The organism is Erythrobacter crassostreae (assembly GCF_019204045.1).
In the GTDB taxonomy this organism is placed as follows: Bacteria; Pseudomonadota; Alphaproteobacteria; order Sphingomonadales; family Sphingomonadaceae; genus Erythrobacter; species Erythrobacter crassostreae.
Genome location: NZ_JAGSPC010000001.1, coordinates 682,824 through 698,846 on the forward strand (window position 1 = coordinate 682,824; position 16,023 = coordinate 698,846).

General features: G+C 57.3%; 17 protein-coding genes and 1 pseudogene. 3 read left to right on the forward strand and 15 right to left on the reverse strand.

Annotated elements, in window-relative coordinates; all coding sequences use genetic code 11:
- Positions 1-972, forward strand: a complete 972-nt coding sequence (locus KCG46_RS03470; RefSeq protein ID WP_218403932.1) for an esterase-like activity of phytase family protein — start codon at positions 1-3, stop codon at positions 970-972.
- Positions 973-1,056: 84 nt separating this feature from the next.
- Here KCG46_RS03470 and rpmB read toward each other — a convergent pair whose 3' ends face one another.
- Positions 1,057-1,344 (reverse strand): 50S ribosomal protein L28, encoded by a 288-nt coding sequence (rpmB, locus tag KCG46_RS03475; protein ID WP_218405278.1) that lies wholly within the window; start codon positions 1,342-1,344, stop codon positions 1,057-1,059.
- 165 nt (positions 1,345-1,509) lie between these two features.
- Here rpmB and KCG46_RS03480 point away from each other — a divergent pair, with 165 nt between their 5' ends.
- Together KCG46_RS03480 and KCG46_RS03485 are read left to right on the forward strand one after the other, a co-directional pair.
- Positions 1,510-1,965: a nucleoside deaminase gene (locus KCG46_RS03480; protein ID WP_218403933.1), complete on the forward strand. Its 456-nt coding sequence runs from the start codon at positions 1,510-1,512 to the stop codon at positions 1,963-1,965.
- Between the two features lie 2 nt (positions 1,966-1,967).
- Positions 1,968-2,585, forward strand: coding sequence for a T6SS immunity protein Tdi1 domain-containing protein (locus KCG46_RS03485; protein WP_218403934.1), 618 nt, complete (start codon positions 1,968-1,970; stop codon positions 2,583-2,585).
- A 58-nt stretch (positions 2,586-2,643) separates the two neighbouring features.
- On the opposite strand, the gene KCG46_RS03490 is transcribed toward KCG46_RS03485, so the two are convergent.
- The 14 genes and pseudogenes from KCG46_RS03490 to KCG46_RS12585 all read right to left on the reverse strand — a co-directional run.
- Entirely contained in the window at positions 2,644-3,054 is a 411-nt protein-coding gene (locus tag KCG46_RS03490; RefSeq protein ID WP_218403935.1) for a phosphate-starvation-inducible protein PsiE, read from the reverse strand.
- A gap of 89 nt (positions 3,055-3,143) precedes the next feature.
- Complete coding sequence (locus KCG46_RS03495; protein ID WP_218403936.1) at positions 3,144-3,899, reverse strand: SpoIIAA family protein; 756 nt, start codon at positions 3,897-3,899, stop codon at positions 3,144-3,146.
- Positions 3,900-3,954: 55 nt separating this feature from the next.
- Complete coding sequence (locus tag KCG46_RS03500) at positions 3,955-4,671, reverse strand: ribonuclease T2 family protein (protein ID WP_218403937.1); 717 nt, start codon at positions 4,669-4,671, stop codon at positions 3,955-3,957.
- Complete coding sequence (locus KCG46_RS03505) at positions 4,668-5,099, reverse strand: hypothetical protein (protein ID WP_218403938.1); 432 nt, start codon at positions 5,097-5,099, stop codon at positions 4,668-4,670. The genes KCG46_RS03500 and KCG46_RS03505 overlap by 4 nt, the downstream gene beginning before the upstream one ends.
- Positions 5,100-5,196: 97 nt before the next feature.
- Positions 5,197-5,628, reverse strand: coding sequence for a hypothetical protein (locus tag KCG46_RS03510; RefSeq protein WP_218403939.1), 432 nt, complete (start codon positions 5,626-5,628; stop codon positions 5,197-5,199).
- The gene (gene nadC / locus KCG46_RS03515; protein WP_218403940.1) at positions 5,625-6,485 is read right to left on the reverse strand and encodes a carboxylating nicotinate-nucleotide diphosphorylase; all 861 of its coding nucleotides are present in this window, start codon (positions 6,483-6,485) and stop codon (positions 5,625-5,627) included. The genes KCG46_RS03510 and nadC overlap by 4 nt, the downstream gene beginning before the upstream one ends.
- Positions 6,486-6,578: 93 nt before the next feature.
- The gene (locus tag KCG46_RS03520; RefSeq protein ID WP_218403941.1) at positions 6,579-7,376 is read right to left on the reverse strand and encodes a LytR/AlgR family response regulator transcription factor; all 798 of its coding nucleotides are present in this window, start codon (positions 7,374-7,376) and stop codon (positions 6,579-6,581) included.
- Between the two features lie 2 nt (positions 7,377-7,378).
- Positions 7,379-8,608: a sensor histidine kinase gene (locus KCG46_RS03525; RefSeq protein WP_218403942.1), complete on the reverse strand. Its 1,230-nt coding sequence runs from the start codon at positions 8,606-8,608 to the stop codon at positions 7,379-7,381.
- A gap of 105 nt (positions 8,609-8,713) precedes the next feature.
- Entirely contained in the window at positions 8,714-9,706 is a 993-nt protein-coding gene (locus tag KCG46_RS03530) for a M48 family metalloprotease (protein ID WP_218403943.1), read from the reverse strand.
- A complete protein-coding gene (locus KCG46_RS03535; RefSeq protein ID WP_255551742.1) occupies positions 9,706-10,395 on the reverse strand; it encodes a DsbA family protein in 690 nt (229 codons plus the stop codon). Before KCG46_RS03535 ends, KCG46_RS03530 begins: the two co-directional genes overlap by 1 nt.
- A gap of 65 nt (positions 10,396-10,460) precedes the next feature.
- Positions 10,461-11,840, reverse strand: a complete 1,380-nt coding sequence (locus tag KCG46_RS03540) for a M48 family metalloprotease (RefSeq protein WP_218403945.1) — start codon at positions 11,838-11,840, stop codon at positions 10,461-10,463.
- Positions 11,841-11,850: 10 nt separating this feature from the next.
- On the reverse strand, positions 11,851-12,801 hold the full coding sequence (locus KCG46_RS03545; protein ID WP_218403946.1) for an alpha/beta hydrolase: 951 nt from the start codon (positions 12,799-12,801) through the stop codon (positions 11,851-11,853).
- 14 nt (positions 12,802-12,815) lie between these two features.
- Entirely contained in the window at positions 12,816-13,925 is a 1,110-nt protein-coding gene (locus tag KCG46_RS03550) for a phosphatase domain-containing protein (protein ID WP_369410155.1), read from the reverse strand.
- A gap of 1,428 nt (positions 13,926-15,353) precedes the next feature.
- Positions 15,354-15,944: pseudogene (locus KCG46_RS12585) on the reverse strand (PAS domain-containing protein); the annotation flags it as partial.
- Positions 15,945-16,023 lie beyond the last annotated feature (79 nt).

Below are 16,023 nucleotides of genomic sequence, written 5' to 3' on the forward strand. Positions count from 1 at the left end.
ATGAGCAGACGCCGCCGCGTGTTTGCGGCGATATTTGTTGCGTGCCTATGCGCACCCGGAACATTCCTGCGGACACCGGTATCATGGGACCCTCCGGCGGAAATAACTGCCGAACAGATTCAAACGGCGAGTGACACCGATGTATCGGGCTGGAGCGTGGAGGGTGTTTGGCATCTCGAGGGCGAAAGCCTGATTTTCGGCGGTTTTTCGTCGCTGATCGCATTGCCGGACAACCGATTGATGAGCCTGTCTGATCGCGGCGCGCGATTTACGCTGGGTGAGCCAGATCAACCGAATTCTGAGGCACATGTTATTCGCCAAACTCTGGCTGTCGCGGGCCCTTCGATGTTGGCGGATATAGAGGCGGCAACGCGCGATCCGGAAAGCGGCATGTATTGGGCTTCGCTTGAGAACAATCACGGTATTCACCGGTTCGCTGCCGACCACACGCCCGAAGGCATATTGAAACTGGATGCCAAAGCCCTTGGCTGGACAAACAATACGGGCGCAGAGGTGATGACGCGCCTGCAAGATGGGCGGTTTGTTATTCTTCCTGAAGGGCGCCGGACCGGCCTGATATTCTCCCAAGATCCGTTGGAGCAAAAGACCTACAGCACCTTCGACTATTTGCCGCCGATCCCGGGGCATGCGGCAACCGATATGGCGCAATTGCCGGATGGGCGCGTAATGCTCTTGCTGCGGAACCTTGATCCAACCGGCGGAATGCCGCCTTTTGAGAGCAAGCTTGCCATAGGACCGGCTCCGCAGGCTGATAGCGAGGAACCTTGGGCACCAAAGCTGACGCTTGATCTGGCTGGTGTAATCCCGCGTGATAATTACGAAGGGCTTGCCGTGCGCGCGCTTGAGGACGGGCGTGTCGCCGTCTGGCTGATTTCGGACGATAATCTATCGGTCATGCAGCGCACATTGGTTGCAAAACTGACATTTGATCCAGGCACAAACGAGGAATAGCCCCCGCGTCTTTTCAGGATACGCAAAAGGCGCGCGAAGTGAACTTCGCACGCCTTTTTGAGCGCTCACTTTCAGCCCTGAGGCTTAAGCGGCGGCAGCAGCTTTCTTAAGCTCGCGCTTCACTTTTTGAGCGCGGTTTGAAAGCTTTTCGTCTTTCGTCTTAAGCAACCAGTTATCCAGACCGCCATTGTGCTCAACCGAACGCAGGCCGTTGGTCGATACGCGGAATTTGAAGCTACGCTCCAGCTTTTCGCTCATCAACGTTACGTTCTGCAGGTTCGGCAGAAAAACGCGCTTGGTCCTGTTGTTGGCGTGGCTGACATTGTTGCCCACCTGGCGACCTTTGCCGGTCAGTTCGCAAATACGCGACATGATATCTCTCGTTTCGTTCACGGTTACAGATCGCACGAATGAATCGGCGGCCCAGAAATTCGGCCAGAAATTACAATATTCCCGGAAAGCGGCGCGCATAACCGGCCACTTGCGAATCGTCAAGCAAAGTTGCGTGCCTGACAAAGCCTCGCTAGCGCCCTCCTTATGACCAGATGGCCAATCCCGCAACCAATGAAGCAGGCGCTGGATGCCGCGCGTGCCGCTGCGGCGGCGGGCGAGGTGCCTGTGGGTGCGGTGGTGGTGAAGGGTGACGCGGTGATTGCTGTCGCTGCCAATGCGACGCGGACGCCGCCTGATCCCACCGGCCATGCCGAAATTCGCGCGCTCAGGGATGCAGCAACCAAGCTGGGTGAAGAGCGTCTGACAGCATGCGATCTCTATGTCACGCTGGAGCCGTGCGCGATGTGCGCAGGTGCGATTTCGCACGCTCGGATTGCGCGGCTTTACTATGCGGCGAGCGACCCCAAAGGCGGCGCGGTCGAGCATGGCGCACGGGTTTTTGAGCAAGAACAATGCCTGCACCGGCCAGAGGTTTATTCAGGCATGGGTGAGGCAGAGGCGGCGGAATTGCTAAGAGCGTTTTTCAGAGAGCGGAGATGAGGATGTCTTTGCGCAAGATGGTCATTGCTGGGTTTTGCTCTTTCACGCTGGTCGCGTGTTCCGGAGCAACCGGTGCAAACGAAACGGAGCAGACATGGGCTCCGATTGAAACTGCTGTGGCAGAGGACACGCTTGAGGATTTCGATCTCAGTCATGGCGATTTGGTCGCGAACCCCTCTGCATTCCGGCTAGATCATTTTATTGAGGAATGGCGCTGGCTAACGGGCGATGATGTCGCGCCGCTTTCGATCACGACGATGGGCGATCTTATATTCAAACGCGCGGACGGAAAGGTCTTGCAAGTTGATACATCAACGGGCGAGCTGCGCTCTTTGGCCGCTTCTCCGAAGCAGCTGGAGGCGATTTTCAGTAATCGAGACGTCGTTGAACGTCTCTTCAATCCGGCGCTGATCGCAGAGTTGCGGGCCAGCGGCGCAGTGCTAGCCGAGGGCGAGGTTTATAGCGTCACCAAACCTGTTAGCCGCGGGGGAACCCGAACGCCGGATAACTATCTCGCGATCGATATGGATGTGCATTTTGTCCTGATGGGCCAGATCTACCGCCAGTTGAAGGATGTATCCGAAGATGCCGACATTGGATCGGTCACAATTTCGGATTGATAGCTTTATCTAGCTCTATCGGGCTGCATTTCCGGTCGGAATGATGGCTTGGCGGTGCCTAGGGGCTTCTTGTCCGCGACAGCACCAGCGCCGCGAAGGAAAGCAGCAGGATTGCTCCTGCTTCGTACAACACGTTTTCAGGTGCCATGTCCTTGCCCTGCAGCACGATCAGCCGCGCCAGCGCGGTGATGGCGATAAAAATCGGGTAAATGAAGAACGAGCCCTTGCCGGTATAGAACACCGCGATCATCCCGATCACTTCGGTATAGAGAAACATCAGCAGGATATCGGCGAGGTCGATGCTGCCGCGTTGATAAACCGAAACGACCTCGGCACCGGCTGCGACCAAAGTCATCACCGCCGCCACAATCAGCAGGATTTTTTCAGCAAGCGAGAAACCGCGACCGGCCAGGTCAGTCTTTTCGGAATCCAGTTCCGGATGCTCTGGTTTGCTTTCTGTCGCTGCCATCGCAACCGAGCATAGCGCATTGCACCCCTGTTGCGCCAGAGGGTTGATTTTCGCAGTGTTTTGTCACTTGTACAGGGCTGCTAGACGCTTCAGTCACCGGCCTCCAGCCACGCAATCGCCTTGTCCTGATCGTCCAGATCATAGCAGCGCAGCTTTGGTTTGATCAGCGCGTCCATGAACCCGGCGATGTTCTTTATCCAACTTGGTCCGCCGACAATCGCATAACGGTCCAGCTGCCGCATCAATTCCAGTTTGCTGGAGAAGACCTGCGCGCTGAACATCGTGTCGGCGTCAAAGCCGTGCCAATTGCGGATGACGAGCATCAGGCGCGAACAACCGGTTTGGTCGAACCGGGCGCGTATCATGGCCGTAGCGCGTTCGGATTCCTCGCGGTCCAGCCGTCCTGAAATCTCGTACGCAGCTATGTCAGGCTTGCCGATATCCAATTCGCGGATTGCGCCTTTATGCGGTGCATCTGCTTTTTCCGTAATCCAGGAAAGCGCTGCATCGGCTTCGTCCTCGTCATAAACCTCGTAAACCAAACCGGGCAGCAGCGCGCTTTCGAGCCGTGCGCCTGTCCGGACCCAGTCATTGTCTGAAACGATTGCAATCCGATCCAGCCCGTATATCCATTTGAACAAGGCGGGCATGTGCGCCATTTCGACGGCCACTGCGGAGAACGAAAAATCGGTCACTGCCGTCAAATCGATAAGGATGTGGCCGCCACCCCTCGATACATTGCAATCGCTTGCGAATTCAACAAGCCGCTCGGCATCTGATTGACGGAATTCGCCCATCACAACGATGCGATGTGCGTTGTCAGTGAGTTTTTCGATGTTGATCATGCAGTGACCGTGCCCGATTCGCCAGCAACCGGCATTGATCGGTATCAAATTGCGATCACAGACCGCGCCAGATTTTCGCCTTCACACCGTCACGCGCGCCAAACCGGTTCGCGTCGCAGCGGGTTGGGCGGAACCGCTTTCCGTAGCAGACGCGCAGCTCTTGCAGCCAGCCACGCTGATTGAGCTTTACGCCGACGGCACTGGCCGAAATGCCGGGATTGGCATCGGCGAAGGCTTTGCGGATGCGGCCAGCGGTCAGGCCGTCTTCGCGGCTAATCCGATCGTAGTCGGGTATCCGGTAGGAATCCCAAAGAATGCGGGTGACCTTGAAATAGGTCGCAGGCCTTTTGACCATGCAGCTGCCGTGCTTGGCCCACTGGCGGGCGACCAACCGTGCCGAGGGCATCATGCACATATTGCGGCGCACTTCCTGAGGAGTGAGCGCGCTGACCGTGCCAGGCGCTTTGCACCATTGCGGCCAGCGACCATTGGCGCCCTGCGGCCACAGGCCGTGGACGACGAGCCCGAACCTGCCATTATCACCGGAGCATTGCACTTTGTGGGATCGGCTATCTGCGCGCGGTTTACAGAACTCCGGCGACCAGCTGAGCGCCATCGTGTAGCCCGTCACCGGCATGTTGCGCGGGCGGCTGTCTGAAGAAACCTGCGGGACGGACGAGACGCCGGGCGCGCGGCATTGATAGGCTTGCGCTGCAAGCTGGCCGGGCAATACGAGCGCCGAAAGCGCGATCAGATAGGCGGCCTGTTTCATTCGAATGTCGAAATATCCGATTGCCCATCTGTGCCTTTGCGATCGAACCAGGCGGCGGCATCCGGCAGCACGAGAAAGACGATTGTCGCGACAGTGAGTGCGGTCTGAGCAATCGAAATAATCAGCTCATTCGTCGATAGTTCAAACAGGGTGACGCCAGTTATCACAACACCCAGTGCCGTCAGAACGATGTATATCCAACGCGCGACATTGTTCGCCTTTTTGGAAATGAGGAACCACAGTAAGATGGAGACGCCATAGCCGAAGACGAGGCCAACAATAGCCGCTCCAAAGGCAATCGCGGCGAATTCGGGCTCTGCCTCCAACTCGGCGCTTAGGTCGCTCCAGGTAACGGCGAGATAGACAAACCCAAGGATCACAGAGATCCAGAACAACTTGTCGAACATTTGGATTGATCTGGGCTTCATTGGTGTCCTCTGTAGCGTCTGATTGCAGGCTAACCCACATCGCGCTCCAATCGCACTCCCTATTGGAAACTTTTACCCGGCTTGCCTGCTATCCGCTTCAATCGAATGTCGCGGGGTTCATTTCCTTCTTTGCGAACCAATTATTGGCTCCTCTGGTAAAAAGCAGGGCTACCGCCGCCAGAGCAATTGACTGTCCTGCCAGCATTCCCGGCAAGGCATATAGAACCGGCAAGTTGGCAAGCACGAGCAGCGCCTTCAATCCGGCCATGCAGCCGATGAAGATACGGGCAAACGGGCTCGCGGCGATCCAGACAAGCGCAATCGGGATCAATTCGATGGTGAACCATGCCGAGCTGGTCACGATGGTCCAGTCACGGTTCCAATCCAGCCCCAAACCAAGTGAGCGCAGCAATTCTTCCTGCGCGGGCAAATCAAACAGCGCGACGGAGAGATTCCAGCAGGCAAGGATCAGCAAGACGCCTGCGAACAGGTTGATGGACCAAGGTCTAGGCCCCTTCGCGATCCTCATAGAGGCGTGAAGTCCAACCCTACGTCGGCAGCGGGGGCGCTTTGAGTTAGCCGGCCTACGGAGCAGTAATCGACCCCGCTCGCGGCTTTTGCTTTGATCGTGTCGAGGTTTATTCCGCCGCTTGCTTCGGTGGCGGTTCGTCCGGCCACAATGGCCACCGCCTTTTTCAAAACCTCAGGCGGCATATTATCGAGCAGCAAGTGGTGCGCGCCTGCCTCAATCGCGGGTTCGATCTGGTCGAGCCGGTCGACCTCGCAAATGATCGGTTTGACACCGGCATCGCGCGCGCGGCGAACCGCCTCACCGACGCTTCCGGCGACCGCGACATGGTTGTCTTTGATCATCGCCGCATCCCACAGGCCCATCCGGTGGTTCTGCGCGCCGCCCATGCGGACCGCGTATTTCTCCAACACGCGCAGGCCGGGCAGCGTCTTGCGCGTGTCCAGCAGTGAGCAGTTCGGGTTGTCCATCGCATCGACATATTCGCGCGCCATGGTGGCGATTCCGGAAAGGTGCTGAACAATGTTGAGCGCGCTGCGCTCTGCGGTGAGAAGCGCGCGCGCATTCCCTTTCAGGCGCATGAGATCGGTGCCTGCATCCACGCTATCTCCATCAGCAACCAGCGTCTCGATCTCGACATTGGGGTCAAGCGCACGAAAGAATGCTTCGGCCAGCGGTAGACCGGCCACAACAACTGGATCGCGGCTGTCCATAACGCCTGAAAAACGCGCATCGGCGGGAATCACGCTGGTGGAGGTGACATCCGCTCCTCCGCCCTCAAGCCCGACGCCAAGGTCTTCATCGAGAGTTTCGCGAACAAATTTGTCGAGGCCAAAGCCGGGGAGTGAAAAGATCATAGGTTCTCAATAAACGGTCGCAAGGCGACCGCAAGGGCGACTGCCCGCCCGAGCCAATGCGAGGATATCGCACCCCGGATGGGGTGCGCAAAATCAATGCACGAAACGCGCGACAACATCCCTATAAGACCGCGAAACTTTCACCTCTGCACCGCTATCCAGCACAAGGAAGCATTCGCCGTTCGTGTGCGGTTTTACCTGACGCACCTGATCAAGGTTCACGATGGTCGAGCGGTGAACGCGCTGGAATTTGCGCGGGTCCAGCCGACGTTCCAGATCTTTCATGGTCTCGCGCAGGATCAGCGAATTGTCGCCGGTATAGATGCACATATAATCGCCAGCGGCCTCGATATGCTCGATTGAACCAACTTCGACACGGAAGATTTGGCCGCGGTCTTTTACATTGATGAGCTTTTCGAAACGCTCTGACCCGGCATCTTCACTCTCGCTGAAATTGGCGGCGCGGTCCGGAGCAACCTCAGCCAACACATCGAGCAATTGCTCGGCATCCTCGGAGGATTTCTTTTCAGCAATCCGTTGGCGCACGCGCTCGATCGTGTCGGCCAGCTTATCCTCGTCCACCGGCTTCATCAGGTAATTGACGGCATTGGCTTCAAACGCGCGGATGGCGTGCTCTTCATAAGCTGTCACAAAAACGAACAGCGGCGGTTCAATTTCCATCACGCCTTTGACGACGGAGAACCCGTCAAAACCGGGCATCTGGATGTCGAGAAAAACCAGATCGGGTTTTTCGGTTTTGATCTTGCGGATCGCCTCGCGCCCGTTGGAGCATGTATCGATCACTTCGACATCTTCAAACGGCTCAAGCCGGACTTGCAGGCCTTGAATAGCCAGTTTTTCATCGTCGACGAGGATGGTGCGAATAGTCATAATCATGATCCAGTGGCGCGTTGGGGGTTTAATTCAATGACATTGTTGGCATCGGGGCTTGCATCGGGGTCTGAGCCAGCAGTGTCTGCTTCATCGGGGTCTTCGGCCGCACCGCCTCTGAGGGGTTGATACGGGATTTCGATCAGAACAGTGAAACCTCCGCCCGGTTCTGAGCGGGTTTCGAACAGGTGGCTATCGCCATAAGCTTGCATCAAACGGTTGCGGATATTGGCGAGGCCAACACCGGTAGAGACAGTCTGACTGGGTGCACGATTGCCGAGATGATCGATAATGGCGTGATCAAGCGGTGCGTCGATACCAGGGCCGCTGTCTTCAACAGCCATCCTGAGCCTGTCACCCACGACGCGCGCCGTAACAGAAATTCGCGCGCCTTCCTCTTGAGGGCTGACGGCATATTTGATGGCGTTTTCAACGAGCGGTTGCAGCAGCATCGAAGGCAAACAGGCGACGCGCGCCTTTTCCTCGATATCAAAATGGGTGCGCAACCGCTCTTCAAATCGCATACGTTCAATATCGAGATAGAGACCCAGCGTTTCGACTTCCTGATCAAGGGTCACTTGACTGCCCGGTTCCGCGATTAGCGTGTGACGCAGAAAGCTGGATAGCCGCGTGAGCATCGCGTTTGCTGGTACTGTTTGTTTAAGCAGCACCAGCGTGCTGATCGAATTCAACGTGTTGAACAGAAAATGCGGGTTTAACTGATACCTCAGCATCGCAAGCTGTGCAGCTGTGGTTTGCGCTTCCAGCCGTTCCAACCGGTCAGCCTGTTGTTCGACCGTCAGAAAGTAATTGATCGCGAAATACAGCGCGCTCCATGCGCCGAGCAGCGTGAGCGGGATGAAAGACAGGCCGATAAAGCGCTGGGCAAAGGTCGCCTCTCGCAGGTCGCCATAATACAGACCCTGAACCCACGTTTCGATCGAGGCGTAGACGATCACCGCTCCGATCAGGACGAGCGCGGTTCCGCCCCATGTCACTAGCGGCCTGCGCCCGATCAACTGGCGATAGATGACCGACAGGACGAGCGTGATGGAAAATCCGGTAATGGTGGTGATCAGGATCAGGATCAACTGGCCATACGGCAGGCCGTTGGCGGCCGCATTCACCGCGCGCAGCAGGAATGCTCCGCCCCAACCGGCCAGCTGGAGGTTCCAAAAGGCGCGGTTCTTACTCGCGAAAAACGGTGCTGGCTGGATTTGAAGCACTGCCATATCACTCACCCATAGACCAATTTTAGCCGGTTAGCAGCGTGTTTCGTTGGGATCAGCGCATACGCGGACCGGCTTGGCGCAGGTTTTGCAGATTTTCGGTACTTTTCACCGCGCGTTTTCGGGCTCGATCATGCGCGCGAAATGGCCCGACCAATCGGCACGCCCCTCTCGCTTCATCAAGGAATGGATGCGCGGCACTTCGGCTTCGACTACCTTTGCGCGCTTTTCCCAATTGTCGTGCGAACCGCGCAGCAAGAACCCTCCACCGCTGCTCGGCTGGTATTCACGAAAAAACCGTCCGGCTGCGGCTGGATCGTAACCGGCATTGGCAAGCAGCCAGGGCATCAGCTTGTCAGCCTCCCGTTCGGTGGTGCGGACATTGCGGCGTTTGCGCCCGTTCTGATCGAGCCAGTCACGATGCCTCAACAGATTGTGCGCAAGCTCATGCGCAACAGCGGCAGCAAACAATTCTTCGGAATAGGTGAATCCGTAAAAGCGCGACCCGATCACGACTCGCTTACCATCGGCTACGGCGCGTTCGCCTTCGCCCGACAATTCGAAACGGGTCCGGCACACTGTGACAGGTTTGACCGTCTCTTTGGAAGCATCGCTGAATCGGAAGGTCACCTCGCCATTGCTGGTGAGGCCAGTATCAAGGGCATCGTGTGCGCGGACAAGCCGCCGCCAGTCGAGACGTTCACTGGCTGGCCATTCACTCATGTTGGCGCCGTCAGCCTCGACAATCTCGCGGTTGCGCCAAAACGCACCGGACAGCGCGGATGGCGATCCTTGCGCTGCAGTTTGCACCGCGAAGTCTTGAATAAGGCCTAGCGCCTTGCGAGCAATGTCAGGAGAGCCGTAGCTCGCCATGTCCTGCAATTGGAGGCCAATTGACGGGGCGGTCTCTTGACAAAAATCGGCATTGGAACGCGCAAGTTTCCAACCCACGTCTTGCAGTCTTTGATCAAGCTCTTGAAACTCTTCGATGGCTGCCCGTTCGGCACCGTAATCGATAGCCCTGCGATCAAGCGCAGTCGCGGAGGCCGCCGCGACCAGCAATACGGCGCTTAATCCGCACAGCGCGAACCCGCGCATCATCAGCTTTCGGCTTCGTCGAGCGCCTCTTTCAGCGCTTCGTATCCAACCATGCCGCCCATTGCATTGTCGCCCGCGATCCAAGCCGGTGTCCCGCTAAAGCCGAGCGAGCGGGCAAAGCTGAGGTTCTTGGCAAGTTCTACAGAAACAGCATCCGATGCGGCATCGTTGCGAGCGCGGTCCAGATCAAGTCCGACTTCGATGGCCGCAGCCTCAATCGCTTCTGGAGTTGTCGGGCCAAGCTTGAACATCGCTTCGTGAAAAGCGGCATATTTTCCCTGAAGCCCGGCGGCGAGCGCCATGCGTGCGGCAGCATCGCTGCCTTCGAAGATCGGCCATTCGCGCATCACGACTTTAAGATCTGGATCTTCTGCGACCAGACGGTTCACATCAGCAAGGCTCGCCTCGCAATAGGGGCAATTGTAGTCGGTAAACTCGACCAGCACTTTGGAGCCATCGGGATTGCCCATCACCGCGCCCGGGAATGCTTCGTAAATCTCGTCGCCCGCCTGTGCCAGCCGTTCGCGCGCTTGATTGTCCTGCAAAGCCATCGCCATTTCTTCGAGGATTTTCGGATTCTCGACCAGATAGGCCCGCGTGCGATTGTCAGCGAGGCCCGCGAGTGACCAGATGCCCGCCCCCAAGAAGCCGAATATAAGCGCGAGCAGCGCGGTGAGAAGCGAAGTACGCATGCCGTTTTCCATGATGGTGTTTAGTAACGCTGCCTATTCAAAACGCCAGCAGATCGTGCCGGTTTTTACCGGTCGCGCAGCTGCTCCAGCTCGGACCGCGCTTGCAGCGCGACGTCTTGCGCGCGCAGCCAATCGGGCGAGCCCACCGGCAAACCAGCCTCGGCGGCCTGCGCGTTGCGCAATGCTTGCGGGTAATCGCGGTTCATCACCTGCTGTTCTGCGCTTGCTAGTTTGGCGCGCGGAATATCGCCTTTGGCGGCGTAAACCACGCCCAGTTGATACCATGCGAACGGATTGAACCGGTCTTTGGCAACGGCAGCGCGCAGAACCTTCTCAGCCTCGGGATAGTTTGCCTTGTCCTCTGTCGCGATCAGCGCATGACCGAAAATGCCAGCGATGAGCGGCTGGTTAAGCGTAAGATCGGTTGCCCTGCGAAGCGGAACAAGCGCCTCTTCAGGACGGCCCGATTCCAGCAGAATTTGGCCCTTCACCTCAAGGAAATAGGGGTTGTCTGGATCGCTGGCGAGCATCGCGGCCGTTTCAGCCAGCGCTTTCTCAACCTGCGCATCCTTGTGATAGGCATATGCACGGGCGTAGCGTGCGGGCATGCTGGTATCGCTTTCGGGATACATATTTAGCGTGCGGCTTGGCTCGGCAAGATAGCCAAACAGCTTTGCCTGTACCCGCAGAAAACGCTCTTGCAGTTCCGGATCCTCGGGCGTGTCCCACGCAGGATCTTCCTGCAGAAGATCGCGCAAGGTCTGAATCCGGTCGCCCGAAAGCGGGTGGGTGCGGGTGTAAGTAGCGTCATCACCTTGGCTAAATCCGCGGCGAATTTCGAGATCGCGGAGCCGGTCAAAGAATTTCAGCATGCCGCGTCCGGAGATGCCTGCGCCCGACAGATAACGCGCACCGGCAAGATCGGTAGAGGCTTCCTGATTGCGATTGAAAGCCAGGAAGCTGCCGATTGCGGCGCGCTGTCCCGCCATGATTGCGCCGATCGCCGCATCGCCCGCACCGGCCAAAGCAGCACCTACGCCGACGAGCAGTGAAAGAAGGGTGATCCCGTTGGCAGCAGTCGTGCGCTCGTTGAAGCGGACCACGTGGCCAGCGGTAATGTGACCAAGCTCGTGCGCGAGAACGCCCTGAACTTCATTGGCGGTTTCGGCCGCGTTGATCAGGCCAGCGTGAACATAGATGACCTGACCGCCCGCGACGAAAGCGTTGATCGAAGGGTCATTGATCAGGACAATATCGACATTGCCCGGTTCCAGCTCAGAAGCCTCAACCAATGGCGCGGTCATATCGCGCAATAGCGCCTCGGTCTCGGCATCGCGCAGGATGGATTGCGCAGCGGCGGGATTGAGCGTGATGAGGCTGCTGGCAAGCAGAGCCAGACAATAGGCGCCAAAGCGCGCGAGCGAGAGGTGTTGGAGCGGGCGCATTGCCCCGCTTCTAACGCGTTTCCTCCTGAACGGGAACTGAAACAGTGTCAGAGCTGGTCACGCCGGTCGCAAATCCTGCGATCAAATCCGCCACTTCACGGCGCGAACGCCACGGGGCGGCAAGGGACGTCAGTGGGTCAATATGGTCTTTGTCCGGAAAGAACACGGTGAGCGCATGGCCGCCTTCCTCTTTCAGCTTTTCTGCGAGAATTCGGCTATTGCGAGGTTTCACGGTTGTGTCCATCTCACCGTGTAAGAACAGCATTTGCGGCGCATCGCCATTGATATGGGCAATTGGCTGAGTGGATTCCGGTTCTGCAGCCTCGCCAAACGCTGCGATCGTAGAATCACTGTCGAACGGGAAGAAATCATAGGGGCCAGACAGGCCAACCACGCCAGCGATATCGCTGGGCGAAAGCCCCTCTGCCGCTAGCCATTTTTCTTCGAGTGCAGCCATCACAACATTGTATGCGCCCGCCGAATGTCCCGCGATTACAATACTTTCGGGATCACCGCCGTGTTTGGCAATCTCGCGGTGGGTCCATCCGATAACGCTTGCTGTATCGGTGAGCATAGCTGGATATTTGCCCGCTTCCTTCAGCCGATATCCGCCTAGTACTACGATAAAGCCGCGCTCTACAAAGGCGCGGCCGACAAAGTCATAATCCTCCGGATCGCCAGACCGCCAGCTGCCGCCGTGAAGGAACAGCAGCACCGGGCGCGGCTTTTCACTGCGCGCTTGCCTTTCGGTGTCGGGGCCCCATACGACCAGCTTTTGCTGCGGATGATCACCGGTCGACACCACAGCCAGCTGTTTCGCATTGCCGCTGCCGCCGGTGAGCCGGTCGACCGCACTGAGCACAGCCGGGCCATTCTGCGAAATTGCATATTGCAGCGCCAGCGCGCCGATGATGCCGATTGATAAGAGTATGCCGAGGGTCCAAATCACGCCGCGTTTCATCCAATCTGTGCCTTCTAAATCTTGGCGGTCGCTGACAACGGGGCTTTGTTTTCCGGCGCAGAACCTTCGCTTGCAGTTTGCACGAGCGCCTCAACGCGCCCATCAAATTCGAGCCCGGTTTGCTCCAGAAACCCATGTGCGCTGGCATAGTCTGCTCCGGTCCAAAACGGCACCTTGGCTTGATCAAGAGCGGCCTTAGCGTTGAGCTCGGCTTCGTTCAAAGGGTCGCACGAAATTTTCCGGATAAAGACTGCAGCAATCCGGTCAGGATATTCCGCTCCGATCTTGCCAAAGACAACCATGTCTTTTTGCGTATCATCTCCGACGAGTACGAATTGTAGGTCTGGGTATGCGGACAAAATCCGTTCGATTGCGACCTGTTTGTGCGAGCCATGCCCCTCTGAGCCGAGCGTCTTCCGGTTAAAGCCCCAATCGCGAAGGGCGATCGGCCCTAGCGGCAATTCGCGCATTTTCTTGAAGGTTACAAGGTAGGAAAAGAGGTTCCACGGACTGGATGACACGTAAAATACCGGCCGCGGCAAGGCCTGAGGAATGCCCTGTTGATTTCCGCCATCAGGCTCAGAAGAATTCGAACCGCCCAAAGCTGAATAAAAGCCGGGCGCGCCCGGCACCACGGAGCGTTCATCCGGCATTTGCGCAACCACTCTTTGCCAATTGCGCAAAATTGCCTTGGCGCTGCCGGTAATCCCGGTCTCCATGATCGTGTCGTCTATGTCGGATATGATGCCGACGCCCGCATTCCTACCTGGTGTCAATATGAACGCGTCGCAGTCCTTTTGGGCACCATCATCACCTTGCCATTCAACAGACGCGCGCTCCCATGCCGAATTGAGAGGGCGCTCGTAACCCGGATCAAGTTTGACCGAAAAATGCGCAAAACCTTCGTCGTCAGTGGTCGCATTCTTTGCAACTTTATCTCCTGCTCCGGTCTTGAAAGTGAGGCGCACTTGAAGGCCAGACACTTCGTGCGACGCATATTGGCGCAGCATCGTTCTTACGTTGGCAAAAAATCCCCGCTTATCGAATGCGGCCTGCTCGCTTCGCAATGCTCGGACCGTCAGAAACAACTGTTCAGAATTGCGATAGCCAAGAAAGGGCTGCACGCGAACGGGGGCTTGTCTGAAAAGTGCGCTGAAAACCATAACGCAATTTCAAACGGAGAAGCGATGAGGTTGGTTCCAGCCGCGCGAGCAGGCTCAGCCGACGAGCTTTTTCGCAGCGCGCTCGATCATCGGGATATCATCGTCAATTTCGCCGATCATCGCAACATTACCGGTGCCATCGCGGCGCACCACAACGAGCGAGAATTCCGCCCCGTCGCCGGAAAGCGCTTCAAAGGTTAGCTCTTCGAGTTCACGAAGTTTCTTGGCGAGAGCGCGGCGGACTTCATCAGCCGCTTCGACTTCTTTGCCAGCTTCTTCGCGGCGGAGACGGCGTTCTGCCGCAACCACGCCTTTGAGACCGCCATCGGCGTTCTCCAGGAATTCGGCGAGCGACCCGCTCTCCATCTCGTGACGGTAAGCATGGGCCAGAACGGCGGCATACTCAGTAAGGCGAGTCTTGTCGTAATTGCTGCCAAACACGAGCTTGACGACCGGGGTCATTGGCGCGCGTTCCTGAACGCTTAGGCCGCTTTCTTCGAGCAGTTCGCCGTATTCGGCAGGCGCGGCTTTGGCAGCGAGCGAGAAGTCATAGGCGCGGCCGACCGCGCTGTAGAGCGCAGCGCGGCTGCGATCTTCGGCTACGTTGGCATGCTGGGCGAGTTCGCGGGCCGATGCGAGGAAATCGTACAATCCAGCATCTTCGCTCAGTTCAGCGACAACCTCATCGGCGATTTCAGCGCTAGCTTCGTCGAGGCCACCACCTTCAACTGGTGCATCTTCTGCCTCGATTTCTGCATCCGAGAAAGCGACTGGTCCCGGAGTAAGGGTATCTTGTGCGAAGACTTCGTCCGCGAACGCGTCTTCATCCACTTCGCTCTCGTCCATTACGGGTTCGCTGTATTCTTCCGGCTCGCCAAAGCTGCTGAGGTCCAACGGCTTCTTTGCCTTTGGCTCGGCTGGTTGCTCATCTTCCGAATATTCATCGGCAAGAGGGGCGTAATCGGCGATTTCTGGGTCGACATCTTCTGGCTGGTCTTCGCTATATTCGGCCTGATAATCGGCGGCATCGAAATGCTCCGCCTCAAGGTCGATTGCCTTCTTCGTCGGAGTTTCGATGTAGTCCGAAAGCGAGGCGAAGCTGTAGCCAGCGCCGCTTTCATCTTCTTCATCCTCGTCCTCATCCGGATCGTCGAGCGAATATTGACCAAAGTCAGGCACCGGAAGGTCGTTTTCGTCTGTGGGGCTTTCGTAATCACTGCCAAGCGACGCAACATTGTCGCTGAAGTCAGGTTCGAATTCCGGCGTTTCTTCGGAAACCTCGGCTTCGGCACCAAGCTCGAAAATGTCGGCGCTGGGCGCGGCGACCAGCGGATCGGCGTGATGCTTTTGCGGCTCGTCCTCATCTTCGGCGGCTTCGTCATCCACCTCGAGCGCCTGATCAATCTCAAGCAGCAATTCGTCAGCTGTGACCTGATCGGCAATCTCTTTCCAGTTGATCACGCCATAGATGAAATCGATGGTTTCATCATTGCTCGAAAATGGCAACAGGATGCCGCGATACATGATCGAGGATCCGCGCTGATTCACGAACTCGGCTTCGAAACCGATTGGCGCCTGATTGGCGAGAATTTGCATGTAGTGATCGGTAATCCGGCTCAGCAATGAACGCGGCGGGACATCCGACAGTTGCTTGATCGACCCGTCAGTGCCGCATTCCTCGGCCAATTGGTCGCCGAGATATTGCACAGCAGGGTCCTCTACCCCGACAGAGAAGTCGAGCAGAACGCTGTTTGGACCGAAGTCGTGCAGATTTTCTGGTTCTAGATCTTCAATCGAAGGGAAGCTGTTATCGGCAAGCAGGCTGGCCCAATGATTATAGGCACGCACCTGCATGCGGCGCTCATCCTGGCCGATTGCCTCTGGCGGCATTTCGCGCGCTACTTCGTCTTCGTGGGCTTCCCAATCCTGATCGTTACCGATCGGATCGCTGGAATCAAAAGTGCCCCGCAGATTGTCCATGGCTTTAACACGCCCCTTGCATAACTTTTACAGTCAGGCGTTCTGGAGGTGCGTGGTAAACATCCCGTTAAGTGCATGG